14 protein-coding genes and 1 other RNA gene are annotated in these 22,246 nt (G+C 61.4%); 6 read left to right on the forward strand and 9 right to left on the reverse strand.

The window, feature by feature from the left end; all coding sequences use genetic code 11:
- The 7 genes from JKA62_RS10725 to JKA62_RS10755 form a co-directional block, all read right to left on the reverse strand.
- Positions 1-1,959: a hypothetical protein gene (locus JKA62_RS10725; RefSeq protein WP_201817749.1), complete on the reverse strand. Its 1,959-nt coding sequence runs from the start codon at positions 1,957-1,959 to the stop codon at positions 1-3.
- Between the two features lie 230 nt (positions 1,960-2,189).
- Positions 2,190-2,286: signal recognition particle sRNA small type (ffs, locus tag JKA62_RS10730), an RNA gene on the reverse strand.
- A gap of 111 nt (positions 2,287-2,397) precedes the next feature.
- Positions 2,398-3,564 (reverse strand): zinc-binding metallopeptidase family protein, encoded by a 1,167-nt coding sequence (locus tag JKA62_RS10735; protein ID WP_011333273.1) that lies wholly within the window; start codon positions 3,562-3,564, stop codon positions 2,398-2,400.
- Between the two features lie 68 nt (positions 3,565-3,632).
- Positions 3,633-5,990, reverse strand: a complete 2,358-nt coding sequence (ligA, locus tag JKA62_RS10740; RefSeq protein WP_201817752.1) for an NAD-dependent DNA ligase LigA — start codon at positions 5,988-5,990, stop codon at positions 3,633-3,635.
- A gap of 87 nt (positions 5,991-6,077) precedes the next feature.
- Positions 6,078-6,944, reverse strand: coding sequence for a cell division protein ZipA (gene zipA, locus JKA62_RS10745; RefSeq protein WP_011333271.1), 867 nt, complete (start codon positions 6,942-6,944; stop codon positions 6,078-6,080).
- A gap of 258 nt (positions 6,945-7,202) precedes the next feature.
- Positions 7,203-10,691 (reverse strand): chromosome segregation protein SMC, encoded by a 3,489-nt coding sequence (gene smc, locus JKA62_RS10750; protein ID WP_201817754.1) that lies wholly within the window; start codon positions 10,689-10,691, stop codon positions 7,203-7,205.
- A gap of 2 nt (positions 10,692-10,693) precedes the next feature.
- A complete protein-coding gene (locus JKA62_RS10755) occupies positions 10,694-11,353 on the reverse strand; it encodes a GntR family transcriptional regulator (RefSeq protein ID WP_011333269.1) in 660 nt (219 codons plus the stop codon).
- 266 nt (positions 11,354-11,619) lie between these two features.
- On the opposite strand from JKA62_RS10755, the gene xdhA reads away from it, so the two are divergent.
- The 4 genes from xdhA to guaD all read left to right on the forward strand — a co-directional run bounded on the left by xdhA (position 11,620) and on the right by guaD (position 17,763).
- The gene (gene xdhA, locus JKA62_RS10760) at positions 11,620-13,074 is read left to right on the forward strand and encodes a xanthine dehydrogenase small subunit (RefSeq protein ID WP_201817756.1); all 1,455 of its coding nucleotides are present in this window, start codon (positions 11,620-11,622) and stop codon (positions 13,072-13,074) included.
- Positions 13,067-15,460: a xanthine dehydrogenase molybdopterin binding subunit gene (gene xdhB, locus JKA62_RS10765; RefSeq protein WP_201817757.1), complete on the forward strand. Its 2,394-nt coding sequence runs from the start codon at positions 13,067-13,069 to the stop codon at positions 15,458-15,460. Before xdhA ends, xdhB begins: the two co-directional genes overlap by 8 nt.
- A 127-nt stretch (positions 15,461-15,587) precedes the next feature.
- Positions 15,588-16,445 carry a xanthine dehydrogenase accessory protein XdhC gene (xdhC, locus tag JKA62_RS10770; RefSeq protein ID WP_201817759.1) on the forward strand — a complete coding sequence of 286 codons (858 nt, stop codon included), beginning with the start codon at positions 15,588-15,590 and terminating at the stop codon, positions 16,443-16,445.
- Between the two features lie 13 nt (positions 16,446-16,458).
- Positions 16,459-17,763 (forward strand): guanine deaminase, encoded by a 1,305-nt coding sequence (gene guaD, locus JKA62_RS10775; RefSeq protein ID WP_201817761.1) that lies wholly within the window; start codon positions 16,459-16,461, stop codon positions 17,761-17,763.
- 186 nt (positions 17,764-17,949) lie between these two features.
- On the opposite strand, the gene JKA62_RS10780 is transcribed toward guaD, so the two are convergent.
- Entirely contained in the window at positions 17,950-18,714 is a 765-nt protein-coding gene (locus tag JKA62_RS10780; RefSeq protein WP_064378756.1) for a GntR family transcriptional regulator, read from the reverse strand.
- Positions 18,715-18,938: 224 nt separating this feature from the next.
- On the opposite strand from JKA62_RS10780, the gene JKA62_RS10785 reads away from it, so the two are divergent.
- Positions 18,939-20,129 (forward strand): benzoate/H(+) symporter BenE family transporter, encoded by a 1,191-nt coding sequence (locus JKA62_RS10785; protein ID WP_201817763.1) that lies wholly within the window; start codon positions 18,939-18,941, stop codon positions 20,127-20,129.
- 53 nt (positions 20,130-20,182) lie between these two features.
- Here JKA62_RS10785 and JKA62_RS10790 read toward each other — a convergent pair whose 3' ends face one another.
- Complete coding sequence (locus tag JKA62_RS10790) at positions 20,183-20,527, reverse strand: YggL family protein (protein WP_011333263.1); 345 nt, start codon at positions 20,525-20,527, stop codon at positions 20,183-20,185.
- Positions 20,528-20,761: 234 nt separating this feature from the next.
- Here JKA62_RS10790 and dacB point away from each other — a divergent pair, with 234 nt between their 5' ends.
- A complete protein-coding gene (dacB, locus tag JKA62_RS10795; protein ID WP_201817765.1) occupies positions 20,762-22,222 on the forward strand; it encodes a D-alanyl-D-alanine carboxypeptidase/D-alanyl-D-alanine endopeptidase in 1,461 nt (486 codons plus the stop codon).
- Positions 22,223-22,246: the final 24 nt, after the last annotated feature.

The raw sequence follows: 22,246 nt of genomic DNA on the forward strand, positions 1-22,246 counted from the left end.
TCAATGCCCAGCCGTATCACGAAACTGCTGGTACTCGTGATACTCGACCCACTCAACCACATCGTACGGCACGTAAAGCTTCAGCCTGGCGCGAGAGATGGCGATGTACACGGCGCAGATCCGCTGATCGAACGCGTAGGCGTCCTTGAATTTCTCGTTGGTCAGCAACCCCGGCGTCAGCAAGACCTTGTCGAACTCCATGCCCCCCGCCTCTTCCGCGAGCATCAGCAGGCAGCCGTTGCCGGCGTTGTCGATCATTCGGTTCAAGCGTGTCAGGTCGGCGATCATGAAGCCGTTTTCCAGCTTGGCCTTGACCCGCAGAAATGATTCGTCGAACTGATTGGCGTCACAAACGGCCTGCCAGTCAGGCAGGTCGCTGAAGTACGGATGCACGCCGTTTTCGCTGAATTCGGAACGGTAGAAATCAGGTTTGAACAGTTCGATGGCGGTGGCCATGAAATGCTTGAGTTCATCCTGAGTGCGCTTGTCCGGAAATCTGAACTTGCAGTTGGAGTCGTGCAGGTGGATGGCCCAGATCATGCTGTCCCAGGGCGATGCCGTCAGCACCACGCAACCCTCGGACGGTACGAAACCTTCCGGGTACTCCTTGATAACAACATCGGCGTCACTGGCGCCTTCGAACGGAATCTTGCCCTTCTGCGAATGCCGGGCGATCAGCGGATTGACCAGCCGTTCGACGTTGCGACCCGAGCGCACGGAATAGCTGATATCGCTTTGGCGAACCTCACGGTGCCGTTTGACCGGCACGCCACTGGCCTGCTGGTACTCGTCGCCGAGGGTGATCAACACCTGGCGGCCGCGTTCGATAATCTGCAACAGCGATCCGGGAATGTCCTGGCTCTCATCGATCAACACGTGGGTGTAGCGCGCTGGCACCACGCAACCGGCGATGCAGGCGCGCTTGATCATCAGTAGCGCTTCGAACCCGGTCTGGCTGCCCCACACCGGGTTGAGTTCTAGATAGCCCCACACCCGGCTCGAATACTCCAGCAACACTTGAGCGTCGACGCTGGAGAGCGGCTGGTTGAAATGCGGCAGATGCTTCGCCGAAAAGGTGTGATCGCGGAAGCGGCAATAGCGCTCGATCACTTTGAGGCAGAGTTCAAGGGTCGCCTGTCCATCGTGGTGGTGGAAACCGTAGATATTCAGTTCCTGCGCCAGCGCCTGTCGACTCAGAATCCGAGTCGCCCCTTCAGCCTGAGGCCTGCGCCCGAGCATCAGTGACTGCGCAAACGCCAGGAAGGTCTTGCCGGCCTTCTTCTCGCTCGGCCCTGTCATGCGCTGGCGAAGGACCTCCAGCTTGGCCGGGGTGCGCGCCAACAATAAAGTCTTTTCCGGGCGCAAGTGCTCCAGCAAAGCGACCAACAGATGGCTTTTGCCGATCCCCGCGTAACCCTGAACGTGCAGGTCTTCGTCCAGATTGGCGCGGAAGGTTCTGACCAGTTTGTCCTGCGCCGGGCTTAACCAGCGCTCGCGGTAACGGGGCGTCACGATCGGCTGGCTGAACGGGTCATGGCTGCGATGGCGCCGGACCTTGTATTCAAAATCCCACTGGCCGTCGGGCAATAGGTAATCGCGTGCCGATATTTCTTCGACCAACAGAAAACGCAGATTCAGAGGATTCAGGACCTTCAGGCCGAAATACAGTTTGCGCGGGTCGAACAGTCGCTGCGCTTCGGACAGCAGGCTCGCATTCGTAGACTGAGGAGTGTCGACAGCCCACGCCAACAGCTTGGCCAGAATCTTCTCTGCCGCCACGGCGCCGAGATCCTGCTCTTTCGTCTGCACCAGATTCTGGATGACCAGCACCGCCGCCAATTCCGGATCGGTCAGGCTTTCGAGCGCTTTTGCGCCACCCGCCTGCAACAGGTTCGCGCAGGTTTCATCCGTGACGGGCAAGAACACAGGGCTGGATAGATCGGAATGTTCCGGGAGCATAAAACCTCGCGGCCAGGGCGCAGACCTTGCAAGGTCGATCCTGGCCAGACTCTTCATTTATTTCGGTGGCTGCGAGTATGCGCGATTGAAGAGCAAATGATTACCCCGTGTCGGCGCACTCGAGAGCGGGAGGTTTGGGTACGAACCGACAAATCGCAGGCATAAAAAAACCGCACTGGGCGAAACCCATGCAGTTCAGTCGGTTCGTTCGATGTTCGTTAAGGTGGTAACCCTACCAGCCACACCCCGGCACACAATGTTCCCGCTGTGGCTGCTGCCTTCCGGCTCTGACCAGGTTCACGGGTAATCGTTGCGGGGGGACCGATAGGGTCACCATAACGACACTCGCCTGTCGGCGAGCCGCGCCATTGTACCTATCTGAGACGAAGTTACAACCGCTCGTTGCAGATTAAAAATATGAAGGGCTTCAAGCACTTGCTATTGCGCCTGCAGCACCTCGTCCGCGCGGCCGCCCTCTTGCTGGATCACCAGATGAATGAAGTGCAGCTTGGCGATCGCCGCCGGCGGCAGGACGAAGGGATAGAAATCCGGCTGGCCCATGCTGCGCGACAGCTCGTTGAGCATGCCGGCCAGTTCGATCCACGCGTTGACGAACGACAGGAACGCCGCGCCGCCGGGATGCTCGGGGTCGTACAGCGTGCTCGGCGGAAATGGCTGGTAATCCAGGTCCATCTCCCGGGCACTCATGCCGAAACCCAGCGCCGTATCCACCGCGTCCATCATGTGCAGGTAATGCGCCCAGGTTTCCGCCCAGTCTTCCCACGGGTGCATGGTGGCGTAGGCGCTGACGTAGTGCTGCGACCAGTCCGCCGGCGCGCCTTGTTGATAATGTCGCTCCAGCGCCTCGGCATAACTGGCGCGTTCGTCGCCGAACAGGTTGCGGAATGAACCGAGCCACGGGCCGTTGTCGATCAGGCGATCCCAGTAGTAGTGCCCGACCTCATGGCGAAAATGCCCGAGCAGCGTGCGATAGGGTTCGTGCATCTGCGCCCTGACCCGCTCGCGGTGGGCGTCGTCGGCTTCTTCGATGTCGAGAGTGATCAGGCCGTTGGCGTGGCCGGTCATCGGTGCGTTGCCTTGCAGATCGACGCCGATGAAATCGAAGGCCAGGCCGGTGGCTTCGTCGACGGTTTTCGGAACGACCGGCAGACCGAGGCTGATCAGTTGCGCCACCAGTCGCCGCTTGGCGATTTCCACCTTGCGCCAGCGTTCGGGGTTTTCCGGGACGGACAGATCGGGAATGGTGCGATTCAGATCGCAGGCCGCGCACAGGGTGTAGTGATCGTTGGCGGGCAGCAGCCAGTTGCAGGCCGCCGGGGTATCAAGGTTGGCACAACGTCGGAACAGCCCGGCTTCGGGGTCGGCGTCCAGCGTCCAGGTGCCCTCTTGCGGCCCCGGTTGCAGCGAGGTCAGGCGACTGTGTTCCGGTTGATAACCCAGCGCCGCATTGCAGGCCAGGCACTGGCTGTTGCGAAAGAACAGCGACTGGCCGCAGCGGCACGGCCAGATTTTGCTGTTGCGCGAGGATTCGCCCATGAACGGCGCGACGATGCGGGAACTGAGCTGCTCGAAAAAGCGGTACATGGCGATCTCTCCCTTGGGCTTGCCAAGACTAGATCATTCCCGCGAGTCGATCGTTCCCGCGCGTTGCGTCAGGCGGAAATACCGTGTCCTTTCAGGAACGCGATAAACGCCTCTTCATCCATCACTTTCACGCCCAGTTCGTTGGCCTTGGTCAGTTTCGACCCGGCGCCCGGCCCGGCGACCACGCAATGAGTCTTGGCCGACACGGAGCCGGCGACCTTGGCGCCGAGGCTTTCCAGGTGTTCCTTGGCCACGTCGCGGCTCATCAGCTCGACCTTGCCGGTCAGTACCCAGGTCTCCCCGGCCAATGGCAGGCCTTCGACGACTTTCTTTTCGCTCTGCCAGTGCATACCGAAATCGCGCAGTTGCTTCTCGGCGTCTTCAGCCAGTTGACGATGTTCTGGCAAGGCGAAGAACTCGCGAACCGAGTTGGCCTGCTTCTCCGGCAATGCCTGGCGCATGTCCAGCCAGTCCGCATTCATCACCCCTTCCAGCGATTCGAACTTGTCCGCCAGCTTCTGCGCCCCGCCCGGGCCCACCGAGGGAATGTGCAGCTTGTCGAGGAAGCCACCCAGCGTGGTGCTGGCGGCAAACTCGGCGCCCAGCTCGCCCTGATCCTGAATCTGCAAACCGTGGCCCAGCAGCTCGGTGATCACCTGCCGGTTGTGCGCATCTTCGAAGAAGCTGTGAATCTCGTGCGCCACTTCCAGACCGATGTCCGGCAGGTAAGTCAGCACTTGCGGCAAGGCTTGCTGAACACGCTCCAGCGACCCCAGCGAACGCGCCAGCACCTTGGCCGTCTCTTCGCCGACATCTGGAATGCCCAGCGCATAGATGAAGCGCGCCAGACCCGGTTTCTTGCTGTCTTCAATCGCAGCCAGCAACTTGTTGCTCGACACCTCGGCAAAGCCCTCGAGGTCGACGATGTCCTCGAACTTCAGCGCATAAAGATCAGCCGGCGAACTGACCAGCCCCTCATCGACCAACTGCTCGACACTCTTGTCGCCCAGGCCTTCGATGTCCATCGCACGACGGGAGACGAAGTGAATGATCGCCTGCTTCAGTTGCGCACCGCAGGCCAGTCGGCCGACGCAGCGATACACCGCGCCCTCGCTGATGGTTTCCTTGCCCTTGCTGCGCTTGACCAGTTGCGTGCGTTCGACGTGGGAGCCGCAGACCGGGCAGCTCTCAGGAATCTGCACCGGCCGCGCATCTTCCGGGCGGCGCTCCATGACCACTTGCACCACTTGCGGGATCACATCGCCAGCGCGACGAATGATCACCGTGTCGCCGATCATCAGGCCCAGCCGGGCGACTTCATCCATGTTGTGCAATGTGGCGTTGGCCACCGTGACGCCAGCGACCTTGACCGGTTTCAAGCGCGCCACAGGGGTGACGGCGCCGGTACGGCCGACCTGGAACTCCACGTCGAGCAGCTCGGTGAGCTCTTCCATGGCCGGGAATTTGTGGGCGATGGCCCAGCGCGGTTCACGGGCGCGGAAGCCCAGTTCGCGCTGGTCGGCAATGCTGTTTACCTTGAACACCACGCCGTCGATTTCATAGGCCAGCGAATTACGGCGCTCACCGATATCGCGGTAATAATCCAGGCATTCGCCGATGCCGTTGGCCAGTTTCAATTCGTGGCTGATCGGCATGCCCCAGGCTTTCAGTTGCTGGAGGTTGCCGATGTGGGTGTCGGAAATATCGTGGGACACCTGGCCGATGCCGTAGCAGCAGAATTCCAGCGGCCGGTTGGCGGTGATCTTCGAATCCAGCTGACGCAGGCTGCCGGCGGCGGCGTTGCGCGGGTTGGCGAAAGTCTTGCCGCCGACTTCCAGTTGCGAAGCGTTGAGGCGTTCGAAACCGGCCTTGGACATGAACACTTCGCCACGCACTTCCAGCGTCGCCGGCCAGCCCGTGCCGTGCAGCTTCAGCGGAATGTTGCGCACGGTGCGCACGTTGACGCTGATGTCTTCGCCGGTGGTACCGTCTCCGCGCGTGGCACCGCGCACCAGCACGCCGTCCTGATACAGCAGGCTGACCGCCAGACCATCGAGTTTCGGCTCGCAGCTGTATTCCACCGCCGCGCCACCACCGAACAGATCGCCGGCCGGCAGATCCAGACCTTCGGTCACCCGGCGGTCGAACTCGCGCATGTCGGTTTCTTCGAAGGCGTTGCCGAGGCTGAGCATCGGCACTTCGTGACGCACCTGGGTGAATGCGGTCAGCGCCACGCTGCCGACGCGCTGGGTCGGCGAGTCGCTGGTGATCAGTTCCGGGTTGGCCGCTTCCAGCGCCTTGAGCTCGTGGAACAACCGGTCGTACTCGGCATCCGGAATGCTCGGCTCATCGAGGACGTGGTAACGGTAGTTGTGCTGATCGAGTTCAGCGCGCAGCTCTAGAATGCGGTCTTTGGCGGCAGTCATGGGTGTTCTCTCATAAAGCAAAAGAGCAGCCGAGGCTGCTCAATCTATTTTGCCGATTGCCCCTTTATTGCGAGGCAATCTTTTCAATCAACGCTTCTGGGTCAGGGCGCGACGTTCGAATTCGACGATGCGCTGACGGTAGTGCTCGATGGTCTGCGCGGTCAGGACGCTGCGCTGGTCATCTTTCAATTCGCCGTTCAGCTCCTGGGACAGCTTGCGGGCTGCCGCGACCATCACGTCGAAGGCCTGCTTCGGATGACGCGGGCCTGGCAGGCCGAGGAAGAAGCTCACCGCCGGGGTGCTGAAATGGTCGATGTCGTCCAGATCGAAGATGCCCGGCTTGACCGCGTTGGCCATGGAGAACAGCACTTCACCGTTGCCGGCCATGCTTTCGTGACGGTGGAAGATATCCATCTCGCCGAAACGCAGACCGCTTTCCAGAATGTTCTGCAGCAGTGCCGGGCCCTTGAAGCCGGCCGGGTCGCGGCAGATCACGCTGATCACCAGCACTTCTTCGGCTTGCGGCTGATCCTTGTCGGCCACTGCCGGCGACGACTTGGCGGCAGGCTCGACGAAATCATCGTCGCGGCTGCTGAAGCTCGGACCGCCGTCCAGATCCAGATCGAGGTTCAGGTCGCCCTGGGCCGGACCGTTGCCGCCACGCTTGCCGCGCTTGGAACCGGATTCGCGAGGCTCGCGTGCTTCGCGGGCCGGCATACTCACCGATGGCAAATCGTGTTCGTCCAGTTGCGGCTCTTTGTGGGTATCCAGCACGCGGGCCGGGCCCAACAGCTCGGCGCTGGTGTCCTCGTCCGGCAGGTTGGACAGACTTCGGTCAAGACGGAATTTCAGTTTTCCCTTGCCGCCGCGCATACGGCGCCAGCCATCGAAAAGAATACCGGCTATCACAATGATGCCGATGACGATCAGCCACTCGCGCAGACCGATTTCCATGTAATCCCGTGCCTCTATAAAAAATGCTGAAAAATAAGGGGTTTACACTGTGCAAACCGCTTTAAAACGTGGCGCCAACTCTATGTTCTGACAGGCGTTTTGCCCACGTATACGAAAAATTGACATTAAACTAGCACGACCAAAGACAACTTTACACCGTCTGTCTCATTGGCTTGCGCGATTATGTCGATTGGCCAGCAAGTCGAAGCCGGTAAATATGTCCTACAGACTACAAATACCTTTTCCGACAGCGCCGGCTCAGGCATCCACCATCGCCATCGCCTCCTCGACATCCACGGCTACCAGTCGCGAACAACCCGGCTCGTGCATCGTCACGCCCATCAACTGGTCAGCCATTTCCATGGCGATCTTGTTGTGGGTGATATAGATGAACTGCACGGTCTGCGACATCTCTTTGACCAATCGTGCGTAGCGTCCAACGTTAGCGTCATCCAGTGGTGCGTCAACCTCATCGAGCATGCAGAACGGCGCCGGATTCAATTTGAAGATCGCAAAAACCAGTGCCAGTGCCGTCAGGGCTTTCTCGCCGCCGGAGAGCAAATGGATGGTGCTGTTCTTCTTCCCGGGCGGTTGCGCCATGATCGTCACCCCTGTATCGAGTAGATCTTCGCCCGTCAGTTCCAAATACGCCCGCCCGCCACCGAAAACTTTCGGGAAAAGTGCCTGTAAACCGCCATTGATCTGATCAAAGGTATCTTTGAAACGGTTACGGGTTTCCTTGTCGATCTTGCGTATGACGTTTTCCAGGGTCTCCAGTGCTTCGACCAGATCGGCGTCCTGGGCGTCCAGATAACGTTTACGCTCGGATTGTTGCTGGTATTCGTCGATCGCCGCGAGGTTGATCGCGCCCAGGCGCTGAATCCGCGCGGCGATGCGTTCAAGTTCTTCTTCGGCAGCCTTCTCGCTGGCCTCGGCAGTCAAGGTGCTGAGCACGCCGTGCAGATCGTAGCCGTCTTCCAGCAATTGATCCTGCAAGGCCTTGCGGCGCACGGTCAGGGCTTGCCATTCCATGCGTTGCTGTTCGAGCTGGCCACGGATCAATTGCGATTGCTGCTCGGCCTGGGTCCGGCGTTTTTCCGCGTCGCGCAGTTCGCGGTCGGCGTCTTCCAGGGCGATCTGCGCGGTCTTGAGTTCATCGTCGACGCTCATGCGCTTGTCGAGCAACTCTTCGAGTTTGAGGCGCAGTTCTTCCAGCGGCGCCTCGCCCTCCTCCAGATTCAGGCTGAGCTGTTCACGTTTTTCGGTGAGACGCTCGGCCTGCATTTCCAGACGCTCAAGGGCCTGGCGAGTCGAATCATGCTGGGCCCGTAGCGAGCCGAGGCGCACGGCCAATTGATGGGCGTGGTCCTTGTGCTGACGGGCTTCCTGACGCACCCGATCCAGCCGCTCGCGCAGGCTGTCACGTTGAGCCAGCAGCAATTCGCGCTGCTCGGTGTCGAGGGCCATGGCGTCGAGGGCGTCCTGCAACTGGATCCGCGCTTCGCCGATGTTTTCGTGTTCCAGTTCGCGCTGCTCGGCGAGTTCGACCAGCTCTTCGTCGAGGCGGGTGCGACGCAGGTTCAACTGCTCGGCCTTGGCTTTGCCGGCGGACAACTGGGCTTTCAGTTCGCCTTGCTGACGGGCTTCGTCCTGCAACAGGCGACGCAAATGTTCGCGGCCGTTTTCCTGCTGACGCTGTTGCGCGCGCAGGGTCTGCAAACGGGCTTCCATAGCCTCGACCGTGGCTTCGCGCTCTTCGCGTTCCGCATGCAGCGATTCGATTTCCTGACCGCGTGCGAGCATGCCGCTTTCGGCTTCACTGGCGCGGCGTACCCGCAGGAAGTGCCGGCCGACCCAGTAACCGTCGCGGCTGATCAGACTCTGCCCGGCAGCCAGTTGGCCGCGCGAGGCGAGTGCCTGCTCAAGGCTGTCGACCGGTTTGACCTGAGCGAGCCAAGGCGACAAATCCACCTGCGCCTCGACCTTGTCCAGCAGGCTGCCGGCGGCGCGCACGCCGTCGTTGCCGGGGCTGAGCAAACGCAGATCGCCCTGCTCGAAACCAGACAGATCGAAACCGTCGAAATCATCCACCAGCACCGCTTGCAGGTCGGCGCCGAGCACGGTTTCCACCGCCAGCTCCCAACCGGCCTCGACCTTCAGGCCTTCAGCCAGACGCGGACGTTCGGCGAGGTTGTGTTCCTTCAGCCATTCGGCAGTGCCGGTGCCCGGATCGAGCGCGGCCTGCTGCAAGGCTTCCAACGATGCGAGGCGACCATTGAGGCGCTGCAAATCGCCCTGCGCCTGTTGCTGCGCGGCCAGCGCCTGCTGCAATTCCTGGCGCAGTTGCTCAAGTTTTTCGACTTGGGCTGCTTCGCTGGTCTGCAAATCTTCAAGGGTGGCTTCGGACTCGGCGAGCTGTTCGCTGAGCTCAATGATCGCCGCGTCTTCCGGATCGGCCGAAAGCAGCGCGCGCTCTTCGCCCAGACGTTTTTGCCGATCGGCCAGACGCTCCATGCTGGTTTCCAGCTGCTGGATCCGCGACTGCTGCACTTCGGCCTGACGGCGCGGTTCAGCGGCGGTCAGGTTGAAGGCGTCCCACTGCTCCTGCCAGCCGTGCATGACGGTTTCGGAATCTTCCAGCGCCGCGGCGGCTTCTTCGGCGGCGGCGTTGGTGATTTCCTGCTCAGGGGTCAGTTGATCGAGTTCTTCGCCGAGGGTCAGCAGCAAGGTGCGGTCGTGGCCCAGGTGCGATTCGGTTTCGAGGCGTGCGCGCTCGGCTTCTTTCAGATCGTCCTGCAATTGGCGCAAGCGCTGCTGACCGTGCTGGATGCTCTGCTCGACCCGGGCGATGTCGCCGCCGACCGAATAGAAGCGCCCCTGCACCAGATTGAAGCGCTCGGACAGGTCATGGTGACCGTCGCGCAGCCGTTCAATGGCGGCGTCGGCGTTACGTTGCTCGGCAACCAGCGCTTCGAAGCTGATTTCCTGGTTGCCGATGATCGATTCACGCTGGCTGACCTGATCGTTCAGATCCTGCCAGCGCAGGGCCGACAGTTGCGCCTTGAGCTGGCGTTCTTCGGCCTTGTATTCCTGATACTTCTTGGCGGCCTCGGCCTGACGGTGCAAGCGTTCGAGCTGGCGCTCGAGCTCTTCGCGCAGGTCGGTCAGACGGGCCAGGTTTTCGTGGGTGCGGCGGATGCGGTTTTCGGTCTCCCGCCGGCGCTCCTTGTACTTGGAGATGCCGGCGGCTTCTTCGATGAAATTACGCAGGTCTTCGGGTTTGGACTCGATCAGCTTGGAGATCATCCCCTGCTCGATGATCGAGTAGCTGCGCGGACCGAGGCCGGTGCCGAGGAAGATGTCGGTGATGTCGCGACGACGGCATTTGGCGCCATTGAGGTAATAAGTCGTCTGGCTGTCGCGGGTCACTTTGCGGCGGATCGAAATTTCCGCATAAGCGGCCCACTCGCCCAGCAGCGTGCCGTCGGAGTTGTCGAACACCAGTTCGATGCTCGCCTGGCTCACCGGTTTGCGGCTGGTCGAGCCGTTGAAGATGACGTCGGTCATCGACTCGCCGCGCAGGTTCTTGGCCGAGCTTTCGCCCATTACCCAGCGCACGGCGTCGATGATGTTCGACTTGCCGCAACCGTTCGGCCCGACGACCGCCGCCATGTTGCTGGGGAAGTTCACCGTGGTCGGATCGACGAAGGATTTGAACCCCGCCAGCTTGATGCACTTGAGCCGCAAGGTCAGGCAACCGTCAGGGCGGACACCACCAGATCGCAGCTGCGCTGGGCGTAAGCCGTCAGCACGATGCGGATCTGCGGCAGGTCACGGGCAAGGACGGCGGCGAGCAGGCGTTCGAACAGTTCGAGGAACTCGCTCATCTCGGCCTTGCGCTGTTCCAGCGCGAGGAAATACGCACGGCTCATGGCCGGTTGCAGGTTCTCGACGGTTTCCTGCAGGTACGGGTTGTTGGCGAACGGGTACGCGGCGCGCATCACGTTGAAGCTGTCGTCGACGAAGGTGCGGATGTCCTGACGCTCGTAGCTGGCGGTCAGGCGCTGCTGGATCTGCACGAACGGCGCCATGTCGGCCTGGGTCTGCCAGCCATTGGCCACGGCGTTGCCGAGCAGGATGTACAACTCGCTCATCAACGTGCACAGGCTCTGCACCTTGTGCGCCGTCAGTTCGGTGACGTGGGCGCCTCGGCGCGGCAGGATCGCGATCAGGTGACGGCGCTCGAGGATCAGCAAGGCTTCGCGGACAGAGCCGCGGCTGACGTTCAGCGCCAGCGTGACCTTTTGTTCCTGGATGCGCTCTCCCGGCTTCATTTCGCCGCGAATGATCCGTTCGGCGAGGTGGTGAGCGATTTGCTCGGCGAGGCTGTCCGGCGCCTTGAACGTCATGGTTGTCCTTCAAACTCTTCGATCTGCACAAGCGGCGCAGTGTAGCGCAATGCGCGGTCATGGCGGAGTGCCCGCACAGCGGTTTTTGGCACGAATCCCGCAAAAAAGCGCTTGATCCAATGAGGGTCAATACTGAAGAGACACGTGGTTGAGCGACAAAACGGTTTTTCCTGACCTTTAAGTCAGAAAACCATTGACCGAAAAGTCAGACCTGCTAAATTCGGCTCAAGTCGCTCAACAACAATAATGAGTCTGCGAGGCCTTCCGTGATCCAGTTTTTACTTAACCAGGAACTCCGTAGCGAGCACGCCCTGGACCCGAACCTGACTGTGCTCAACTACCTGCGCGAACACGTGGGTAAATCCGGCACCAAAGAAGGCTGCGCCAGCGGTGACTGCGGCGCGTGTACGGTGGTGGTCGGCGAGTTGCAGACGGATGACGATGGCCGCGAGCACATTCGCTATCGCAGCCTCAACTCGTGTCTGACGTTCGTTTCGTCGCTGCACGGCAAGCAATTGATCAGCGTCGAAGACCTCAAGCACAAGGGCGAACTGCACAGCGTGCAGAAAGCCATGGTCGAGTGCCACGGTTCGCAGTGCGGTTTCTGCACCCCCGGTTTCGTGATGTCGCTGTTCGCCCTGCAAAAGAACAGCGATGCACCGGATCAGGCCAAGGCCCACGAAGCGCTGGCCGGCAACCTCTGCCGCTGTACCGGCTACCGGCCGATTCTGGCCGCTGCCGAGCAATCCTGCTGCGGCAAGCAACCGGACCAGTTCGACGCCCGCGAAGCCGAAACCATCGCCCGCCTCAAAGCCATTGCCCCGACGTCGATCGGCGAACTCAACAGCGGCGACAAACGTTGCCTGGTGCCGCTGACCGTGGCCGATCTGGCCGATCTCTACGACGCTTATCCACAGGCCCGCCTGCTGGCGGGCGGCACCGATCTGGCGCTGGAAGTCACGCAGTTCCACCGCACCCTGCCGGTGATGATCTACGTCGGCAACGTCGCCGAAATGAAGCGCATCGAGCACTTCGATGACCGCATCGAAATCGGCGCCGCCACCGCCCTCTCCGACTGCTACGAAGCGCTGAACGCCGAGTATCCGGACTTCGGCGAACTGCTGCACCGCTTCGCCTCCCTGCAGATCCGCAACCAGGGCACCCTGGGTGGCAATATCGGCAACGCCTCGCCGATCGGTGACTCGCCGCCCCTGCTGATCGCCCTCGGTGCGCAGATCGTGCTGTGCAAGGGCGAGACCCGCCGCACGCTGGCCCTCGAGGATTACTTCATCGATTACCGGGTCACTGCGCGTCAGGAAAGCGAGTTCATCGAGAAAATCATCGTCCCTCGCGCCACGGCCGAGCAGCGCTTCCGCGCCTACAAAGTCTCCAAGCGTCTGGACGACGACATCTCTGCCGTCTGCGCCGCGTTCAACCTGCGGGTTGAGAACGACGTGATCACCGACGCCCGCGTCGCCTTCGGCGGCATGGCAGCGATCCCGAAACGCGCCGCTCACTGTGAAGCCGTACTGCTCGGTCAGCCGTTCAACAACGCTGTAATCGAACGTGCCTGCACCGCGCTGGGCGAGGATTTCACCCCGCTCTCGGACTTCCGCGCCAGCAAGGAATACCGCCTGCTCAGCGCGCAGAACCTGCTGCGCAAATACTTCATCGAACTGCAAACACCGCACATCGAGACTCGGGTGACCGCTTATGTCTAACCATCACGGCGTAGAGAAAACGCAAGCTGAACTGGCTGAACTGTTCGCCAAAGACCTGACCACCGGCGTCGGCCGCAGCGTCAAGCACGACAGCGCCGCCAAGCATGTGTCCGGTGAAGCGCAGTACATCGATGACCGCCTGGAATTCCCCAACCAGTTGCACGTTTACGCGCGGCTGTCGGATCGCGCCCACGCGAAAATCATCAGCATCGACACCCAGCCTTGCTACGCCTTCGAAGGCGTACGCATCGCCATCACCCACGAAGACGTGCCGGGCCTGAAAGACATCGGCCCGTTGCTGCCGGGCGATCCGATGCTGGCCATCGATGACGTGCAGTTTGTCGGTCAACCGGTGCTGGCCGTGGCCGCCAAGGATCTGGAAACCGCACGCAAGGCCGCCATGGCCGCGATCATCGAATACGAAGATCTGGAACCGGTGCTGGACGTGGTCGAAGCCCTGCGCAAACGCCACTTCGTACTCGACAGCCACACTCATCAGCGTGGTGATTCCGCCAACGCCTTGGCCACGGCCGAGCATCGCATTCAAGGCACGCTGCACATCGGCGGCCAGGAACACTTTTATCTGGAGACCCAGATTTCCTCGGTGATGCCGACCGAAGACGGCGGCATGATCGTCTACTGCTCGACCCAGAACCCCACCGAAGTGCAGAAACTGGTGGCCGAAGTCCTCGACGTTTCGATGAACAAGATCGTGGTCGACATGCGCCGCATGGGCGGTGGTTTCGGCGGCAAGGAAACCCAGGCCGCGAGCCCGGCGTGCCTGTGCGCAGTGATCGCGCACCTCACCGGCCAGCCGACCAAGATGCGCCTGCCGCGTGTCGAGGACATGCTGATGACCGGCAAGCGTCACCCTTTCTACGTCGAGTACGACGTCGGTTTCGACAGCACCGGCCGCCTGCACGGCATCGCGATGGATCTGGCCGGTAACTGCGGCTGCTCGCCTGACCTGTCGGCCTCGATCGTTGACCGGGCGATGTTCCACTCGGACAACTCGTACTACCTCGGCGATGCGACCATCAACGGTCACCGCTGCAAGACCAACACCGCGTCGAACACTGCGTACCGTGGTTTCGGCGGCCCGCAAGGGATGGTCGCGATCGAAGAAGTGATGGACGCCATCGCCCGTCACCTGAACCTCGATCCGCTGGCCGTGCGCAAGGCCAACTACTACGGCAAGACCGAGCGCAACGTCACCCATTACTACCAGACCGTCGAGCACAACATGCTCGAGGAAATGACCGCCGAGCTGGAAGAAAGCAGCCAGTACGCCGAGCGCCGCGAAGCGATCCGTCGCTACAACGCCAACAGCCCGATCCTGAAAAAAGGCCTGGCGCTGACCCCGGTGAAATTCGGCATTTCCTTCACCGCCAGCTTCCTCAACCAGGCAGGTGCCTTGGTGCACGTCTACACCGACGGCAGCATTCACCTGAACCACGGCGGCACGGAAATGGGCCAGGGCCTGAACACCAAGGTTGCGCAGGTCGTGGCCGAAGTGTTCCAGGTGGAAATGGACCGCGTGCAGATCACCGCGACCAACACCGACAAGGTGCCAAACACCTCGCCAACCGCGGCCTCCAGCGGTGCAGACCTGAACGGCAAAGCGGCGCAGAACGCAGCAGAAATCATCAAGCAACGCCTGGTCGAATTCGCCGCGCGGCACTACAAGGTCAGCGAAGAGGACGTGGAATTCCACAACGGCCACGTCCGTGTGCGCGACCACATCCTGACTTTCGAAGCGCTGATCCAGCTGGCGTATTTCAACCAGGTTTCGCTGTCGAGCACCGGGTTCTACAAGACCCCGAAAATCTACTACGACCGCAGCCAGGCCCGTGGCCGGCCGTTCTACTACTTCGCCTTCGGCGCGGCGTGCTGCGAAGTGATCGTCGACACCCTGACCGGCGAGTACAAGATGCTGCGTACCGACATCCTCCACGACGTCGGCGCCTCGCTGAACCCGGCCATCGATATCGGCCAGGTCGAGGGTGGTTTCGTTCAGGGCATGGGCTGGCTGACCATGGAAGAACTGGTGTGGAACAACAAGGGCAAGCTGATGACCAACGGCCCGGCCAGCTACAAGATCCCGGCCGTGGCGGACATGCCGCTGGACCTGCGGGTGAAGCTGGTGGAAAACCGCAAGAACCCGGAAGACACGGTGTTCCACTCCAAGGCTGTGGGTGAGCCGCCGTTCATGCTCGGCATCGCCGCGTGGTGTGCGATCAAGGATGCGGTGGCCAGCCTCGGCGACTACAAGCATCAACCGAAGATCGACGCGCCGGCGACCCCGGAGCGGGTGTTGTGGGGCTGCGAGCAGATGCGCCAGCTCAAGGCGGTGAAAGCCGTAGAAGCTGAAACCGAGGTTGTTTGATGATCGTTCCCACGCTCTGCGTGGGAATGCAGCCCGCGACGCTCTGCGTCGCATCCTGAACAGCGGACGCGGAGCGTCCAGTGATGCATTCCCACGCAGAGCGTGGGAACGATCTGAGAGGTGAGATATGTACAACTGGATCGACGCCCTCGCCGACCTGCAGAACCAGGGCGAACCCTGCGTTCTGGTGACGATCATCGAAGAACTCGGCTCGACGCCGCGCAATGCCGGCTCGAAGATGGTCGTCAGCGCCCGCCAGACGTTCGACACCATCGGTGGCGGGCACCTGGAATATAAAGCCATGCAGATCGCCCGCGACATGCTCGCCAGCGGCAGGCAGGACACCCATCTGGAGCGCTTCAGCCTCGGCGCGAGCCTGGGCCAGTGCTGCGGCGGCGCCACGGTGCTGCTGTTCGAACCGATGGGCCAGGTGCAGGCGCAAATCGCGGTGTTCGGCGCCGGTCATGTCGGCCGGGCGCTGGTGCCCTTGCTCGCCAGCCTGCCCTGCCGGGTGCGCTGGATCGATTCCCGGGAAGAGGAATTCCCCGAACAGATTCCCCACGGCGTGCGCAAGATCGTCGCCGAGGAACCGGTGGATGAAATCGACGACCTGCCCGTCGGCAGCTACTGCATCGTCATGACCCACAACCATCAACTGGATCTGGAACTCACCGCCGCGATCCTCAAGCGCAACGACTTCACCTGGTTTGGCCTGATCGGCTCGAAGACCAAACGCGCCAAGTTCGAACACCGCCTGCGTGACCGTGGCTTCGACGCCAGCGTCGTGCAACGCATGCGCTGCCCGATGGGCATCGGCGAAGTCAAAGGCAAGTTGCCTGTGGAAATCGCCATCTCCATCGCCGGCGAAATCATCGCCACCTATAACGCCAATTTCGGCCAGCACACCGCCAGTGCCGAACCGATTGCCAAACTGCTGCCGGTTTCGCGCCGCAGTCAGGCCGCCACACTCAAAGCCTCAAACTGATTAGAGAACCCTCATGCCTCTGACTCGCAAAGCCTACCGAGCCGCCATCCTGCACAGCATTGCCGACCCTGCCGAGGTCGGCATCGAAGCCTCCTACGAGTATTTCGAGGACGGCCTGCTGGTGGTCGATGACGGCAAGATCAGTGCCCTCGGCCACGCCAGCGAACTGCTGCCGACCCTGCCGGCGGACATCGAGATCACCCATCACAAGGATGCGCTGATCACTCCGGGCTTCATCGACACCCACATCCACCTTCCGCAGACCGGCATGGTCGGCGCCTATGGTGAGCAACTGCTGGACTGGCTGAACACCTACACCTTCCCGTGCGAAAGCCAGTTCGCCGACAAGGCCCACGCCGATGAAGTGGCGGATATTTTCATCAAGGAACTGCTGCGCAACGGCACCACCACCGCGCTGGTGTTCGGCAGCGTGCACCCGCAGTCGGTGAACTCGTTCTTCGAAGCGGCCGAAAAGCTGGATCTGCGAATGATCGCCGGCAAGGTGATGATGGACCGCAACGCGCCGGACTACCTGACCGACACCCCGGAATCGAGCTACGTCGACAGCAAGGCGCTGATCGAGCGCTGGCACGGCAAGGGTCGTCTGCACTATGCGGTCACCCCGCGTTTCGCCCCGACCAGCACCCCGGAACAGCTGACGCTCGCCGGCCAGCTGCTCAGCGAATACCCGGATCTGTACATGCAGACCCACATCAGCGAAAACCTCAAGGAAGTCGAGTGGGTCAAGGCGCTGTTCCCGGAGCGCAAGGGCTATCTGGACGTCTACGATCACTACCAATTGCTCGGCGAGCGCTCGGTGTTCGCCCACGGCGTGCACCTGTGCGACGACGAGTGCGCGCGCCTGGCGCAGACCGGTTCGGCGGTCGCGTTTTGCCCGACCTCGAACTTCTTCCTCGGCAGCGGCCTGTTCAACCTGCCGATGGCCGAGAAGCACAAACTGAACGTCGGCCTCGGCACTGACGTCGGTGGCGGCACCAGTTTCTCGCTGCTGCAAACCCTGAACGAAGCCTACAAGGTGATGCAGCTGCAAGGTGCGCGCCTGAGCCCGTTCAAATCGCTGTACCTCGCTACCCTCGGCGGCGCGCGGGCGCTGCGTCTGGAAGACAGGATCGGCAACCTGCAACCGGGCTCCGACGCCGACTTCCTGGTGCTGGACTACAACGCCACGCCGCTGCTGAGCTACCGCTTGAAGCAGGCCAACAATATTGCCGAAACGTTGTTTGTGCTGATGACCCTGGGCGATGACCGCACTGTGGCCCAGACCTATGCGGCGGGTGGGCTGGTACACCAGCGCTAACTGATTGCTCGATCGTTCCCACGCTCTGCGTGGGAATGCCTCTGGGGACGCTCCGCGTCCAGTGACGCAGAGCGTCACGGGCTGCATTCCCACGCGGAGCGTGGGAACGATCATCACGATCAGACGGACAAAAAAATCCCCCGGTACTTTGCAGTCCGGGGGATTTTTGTTGCCTGTCGATTCGCCTCAGAGCTTGGCCGCAGGCCGCCCCGGCTTCTTGGTCTGCAACAGGTGCGAGAACACTGCATGCAGATCGTCGGACGCGCTTTCCTCGTCGAGGTTGAGCTTGCTGTCGATGTGGTCCATGTGATGCATCATCAGGTCCACTGCCAGCTCGCCGTTGCGCGCTTCGATGGCGTCGATCAACTGAGTGTGCTCGTCGTAGGAACAGTGCGAACGGTTGCCGCTTTCATATTGGGCGATGATCAGCGAGGTCTGCGAAACCAGGCTGCGCTGGAAACTGATCAACGGCGCGTTCTTCGCCGCTTCGGCCAGTTTCAGGTGGAATTCGCCGGAGAGACGGATGCCGGCGCCGCGATCGCCACGGGAGAAGCTGTCGCGTTCGTCGTTGACCATCTGGCGCAGTTCGGCGATCTGCTCGGCGGTGGCGTGTTGCACCGCCAGTTCAGTGATCGCGCGTTCCACCAGACGCCGGGCGAGGAACACCTGACGCGCTTCTTCGACGCTCGGGCTGGCGACGACCGCGCCACGGTTCGGCCGCAACAGCACCACGCCTTCATGGGCCAGACGCGACAGCGCACGGCGAATGATGGTCCGGCTGACCCCGAAAATTTCCCCCAGCGCTTCTTCGCTCAACTTGGTGCCGGGCGCCAGGCGTTGTTCGAGGATGGCCTCGAAGATATGCGCATAGACAATATCGTCCTGGGTTCCGCTGCGGCCGGCTTTGCCTGCTCGCGGTTGTTTCTTGAGGGGTTGCAACTGTTCGTTCATGGGCACTCGAGTCGGGAAGAACGGCGGCGAATTGACCGTGACTGTAATACGGCACAGTAGGTCGCTGGCAAGTATCGCGTAAAAAACAGCGCGATTGTACACAATGGAAGGTGGCAACACGACTGTACGGCTGTTTGCGGCTTCGGCTGTATTGCAACGCTCCGTTACGTTTGAGTTTAGGCTTAAACCCGAAATCCGTGGCTTGAACAAGGAACACCGCTGTCATGAACGAAATCACCCACACCCGACTGCGCCCGCTGGCGGACACATCGCCCTCCGCCATCGTCGCCGGGTTCATTGCGATGATGACCGGCTACACCAGTTCGCTGGTGCTGATGTTCCAGGCCGGACAGGCGGCGGGCCTGACCAGCGGGCAGATCTCGTCGTGGATCTGGGCGATTTCCATCGGCATGGCGGTCTGTTCAATCGGCCTGTCGTTGCGTTATCGCACGCCGATCACGATTGCCTGGTCAACGCCCGGCGCAGCGCTGTTGATCACCAGCCTTAGCGGCGTTACCTACGGCGAAGCCATCGGCGCCTACATCACCTGCGCGGTGCTGGTGACCATTTGCGGCCTGACCGGCAGCTTCGAACGGCTGGTGAAAAAGATCCCGGCCTCCCTCGCCGCCGCGCTGCTGGCGGGGATTCTGTTCAAGATCGGCAGCGAAATCTTCGTCGCCGCGCAACACCGCACCGGCCTGGTGCTGGGGATGTTCTTCACTTATCTCATCGTCAAACGCCTGTCGCCGCGTTATGCGGTGCTCGCCGCGCTGCTGATCGGCACCGCGCTGTCGGGTTTCATGGGGCTGCTGGACTTCAGCGGTTTTCATCTGGAAGTGGCGACACCGGTCTGGACCACGCCGCACTTTTCCCTGGCTGCGACCATCAGCATCGGCATCCCGCTGTTTGTCGTAGCGATGACCTCGCAAAACATGCCCGGCATCGCCGTGCTGCGGGCCGACGGCTACAACGTCCCGGCCTCGCCGCTGATCACCGCCACCGGCATCGCGTCCCTGCTGCTGGCGCCGTTCGGTTCCCACGGCATCAACCTCGCGGCCATCAGCGCGGCGATCTGCACCGGGCCGCATGCCCATGAGGATCGCAACAAACGCTACACCGCGGCGGTGTGGTGCGGGATTTTCTACGGGATTGCCGGGGTATTCGGCGCCACGCTGGCGGCGCTGTTTGCCGCGCTGCCCAAGGAGCTGGTGCTTTCGATTGCCGCGCTGGCGCTGTTCGGCTCGATCATCAACGGTTTGAGCATCGCCATGACCGAGGTGAAGGAACGGGAAGCGGCGCTGATCACCTTCATGGTCACGGCGTCGGGGCTGACGCTGTTTTCCATCGGTTCGGCGTTCTGGGGGATTGTCGCGGGGGTGCTGACCTTGCTGATCCTCAACTGGCGCAAGGCCTGATTAAAAAGCAGGCATAAAAAAACGGCGACCCTCGGGTCGCCGTTTTTTTAGTATCACTTGGCCGCGTTGATCGGCTTTTCCGGATACCAGACGTCCAGCAGCGGGCTGATTTCAGTGGTGGTCAGCTCGGAGCGGGTTTTCAGCCAGGCTTCAACAGCAGCGCGCTGCTCTTCGGAGACCGAGCCGCGCTTCTGCAGGCAAACCAGACCGAAGTCGTCGCCGCCGACATAGCCCAGACCATTGGCTTCCATGGCTTCTTTGATGAATGCTTCGAGGAAAGCGTCAATGGCTTCTTCGGACAGGTCTTCTTTGAAGCCCAGGTTCAGTTCGAAACCCAGCTCTTGAAATTCATCGACGCACAGTTTTTTGCGCAGACGCTGGGAACGGTTAGTCGCCATTGGAACAATCCTCTTAAGTAATAACGGCCGGCACTTTACCAGTTTAAGCCGGCGATTGCCCGACTCTCTGGGACGTGCGTGCGACCGCCTGTAAAAAAATAACGAATTGGCGCCCTTGCGAAAGGCCCAAGCTGTTGCACCTTGGGGCATAATGCCGACACTTTCATGACCACTGAGGGCCTTTTCATCCATGTCCTCGTCTTTTTTCCCCTCGGCTGTAGGGTTTTATTTCATATGATCAAATCGTTGCGTCCTCTGCTCCTGGCCGGTCTTCTTCTGCCGCTGGCCCTGCCCGTCTCCGCTGCCACCATCAACACCGCCCTGACCCCCAACGTCGAAAAAGCCCTCAAGGCCAGCAAGCTGCAGCCCTCTGCCCTGTCGCTGGTGATGGTGCCGCTGGACGGCCCGGGCACGCCGACCGTGTACAACGCCGATGTGTCGGTCAACCCGGCCTCGACCATGAAGCTGGTCACCACTTACGCGGCGCTGGAAATGCTCGGCCCCAACCATCAGTGGAAAACCGAGTTCTATACCGACGGCGACCTGAACGGCGGGATCCTCAACGGCAACCTCTACCTCAAGGGTGGCGGCGATCCGAAGCTGAACATGGAAAAACTCTGGCTGCTGATGCGCGACCTGCGCGCCAACGGCGTGACCCAGGTCACCGGTGATCTGGTACTCGATCGCAGCTTCTTCGTGCAGCCGCAACTGCCGGAATTCAACGATGACGGCAACGACGAGAACAAGCCGTTCCTGGTCAAGCCGGATTCGCTGCTGGTCAACCTCAAGGCCTTGCGTTTCGTGGCCCGCAACGACAACGGCCGGGTGCTGATCTCGGTCGAACCGCCGATTGCCAGCATCAACATCGAAAACACTGTCAAAGCGCTCAACTCCAAACAATGCACCGGCGGCGTGCGCTACAACCCGGTGCCGCAGGCCGATGGCAGCGTGACCGTGACCGTGGCCGGCCAGTTGGGCGAAGGCTGCAGCTCGCAGACTTACCTGTCGCTGCTTGACCACGCGACCTACACCGCCGGCGCCGTGCGGGCGATCTGGAAAGAATTGGGCGGCAGCATCCAGGGCAAGGATCGTCTGGCCCCGACCCCGAGCAGCGCGAAAGTGCTGGCCCGTGCGTTCTCGCCGGATCTGGCGGAAATCATCCGCGACATCAACAAATACAGTAACAACACCATGGCTCAGCAGCTTTTCCTGAGCCTGGGCCAGAAATTCCGCAACGACGCCGACGGCGATGACGCCAAAGCCGCGCAACGGGTGGTGCGTCAGTGGCTGGCGAAGAAAGGCATCACCGCGCCGCATCTGGTGATGGAGAACGGTTCCGGTCTGTCGCGTTCCGAGCGGGTCAGCGCCCGGGAAATGGCCAACATGCTGCAAGCGGCCTGGCACAGCCCTTACGCCGCCGAGTACATCAGCTCGCTGCCGATTGCCGGCACCGACGGCACCATGCGCAAACGCCTGAAGACCACCGCGATGCGCGGAGAGGCCCACGTCAAGACCGGCACTCTGAACACGGTACGGGCAATCGCCGGCTTCAGCCGCGACGTCAACGGCAACACTTGGGCGGTGGTGGCGATCCTCAACGACAAGGCCCCGTTCGGCGCGTCGTCGGTGCTGGATCAGGTGCTGCTGGATCTCTACAAACAGCCGCGGACGCCGCAGACCGCTTCGGTTCTGTAAGCACACCACAAAACACTGTGGGAG

Origin of the sequence: Pseudomonas sp. B7, assembly GCF_016735645.1 — a bacterium.
GTDB lineage: Bacteria > Pseudomonadota > Gammaproteobacteria > Pseudomonadales > Pseudomonadaceae > Aquipseudomonas > Aquipseudomonas glycinae.

Coding starts and splice junctions, on each gene's coding strand:
- ligA (WP_201817752.1), bottom strand. CDS start 5,990: ATGACTGCCGCCAAAGACCGCATTCTAGAGCTGCGCGCTGAACTCGAT.
- xdhB (WP_201817757.1), top strand. CDS start 13,067: ATGTCTAACCATCACGGCGTAGAGAAAACGCAAGCTGAACTGGCTGAA.
- JKA62_RS10735 (WP_011333273.1), bottom strand. CDS start 3,564: ATGTACCGCTTTTTCGAGCAGCTCAGTTCCCGCATCGTCGCGCCGTTC.
- xdhC (WP_201817759.1), top strand. CDS start 15,588: ATGTACAACTGGATCGACGCCCTCGCCGACCTGCAGAACCAGGGCGAA.
- dacB (WP_201817765.1), top strand. CDS start 20,762: ATGATCAAATCGTTGCGTCCTCTGCTCCTGGCCGGTCTTCTTCTGCCG.
- JKA62_RS10790 (WP_011333263.1), bottom strand. CDS start 20,527: ATGGCGACTAACCGTTCCCAGCGTCTGCGCAAAAAACTGTGCGTCGAT.
- JKA62_RS10755 (WP_011333269.1), bottom strand. CDS start 11,353: ATGACGTTCAAGGCGCCGGACAGCCTCGCCGAGCAAATCGCTCACCAC.
- JKA62_RS10725 (WP_201817749.1), bottom strand. CDS start 1,959: ATGCTCCCGGAACATTCCGATCTATCCAGCCCTGTGTTCTTGCCCGTC.
- JKA62_RS10780 (WP_064378756.1), bottom strand. CDS start 18,714: ATGAACGAACAGTTGCAACCCCTCAAGAAACAACCGCGAGCAGGCAAA.
- zipA (WP_011333271.1), bottom strand. CDS start 6,944: ATGGAAATCGGTCTGCGCGAGTGGCTGATCGTCATCGGCATCATTGTG.
- JKA62_RS10785 (WP_201817763.1), top strand. CDS start 18,939: ATGAACGAAATCACCCACACCCGACTGCGCCCGCTGGCGGACACATCG.
- guaD (WP_201817761.1), top strand. CDS start 16,459: ATGCCTCTGACTCGCAAAGCCTACCGAGCCGCCATCCTGCACAGCATT.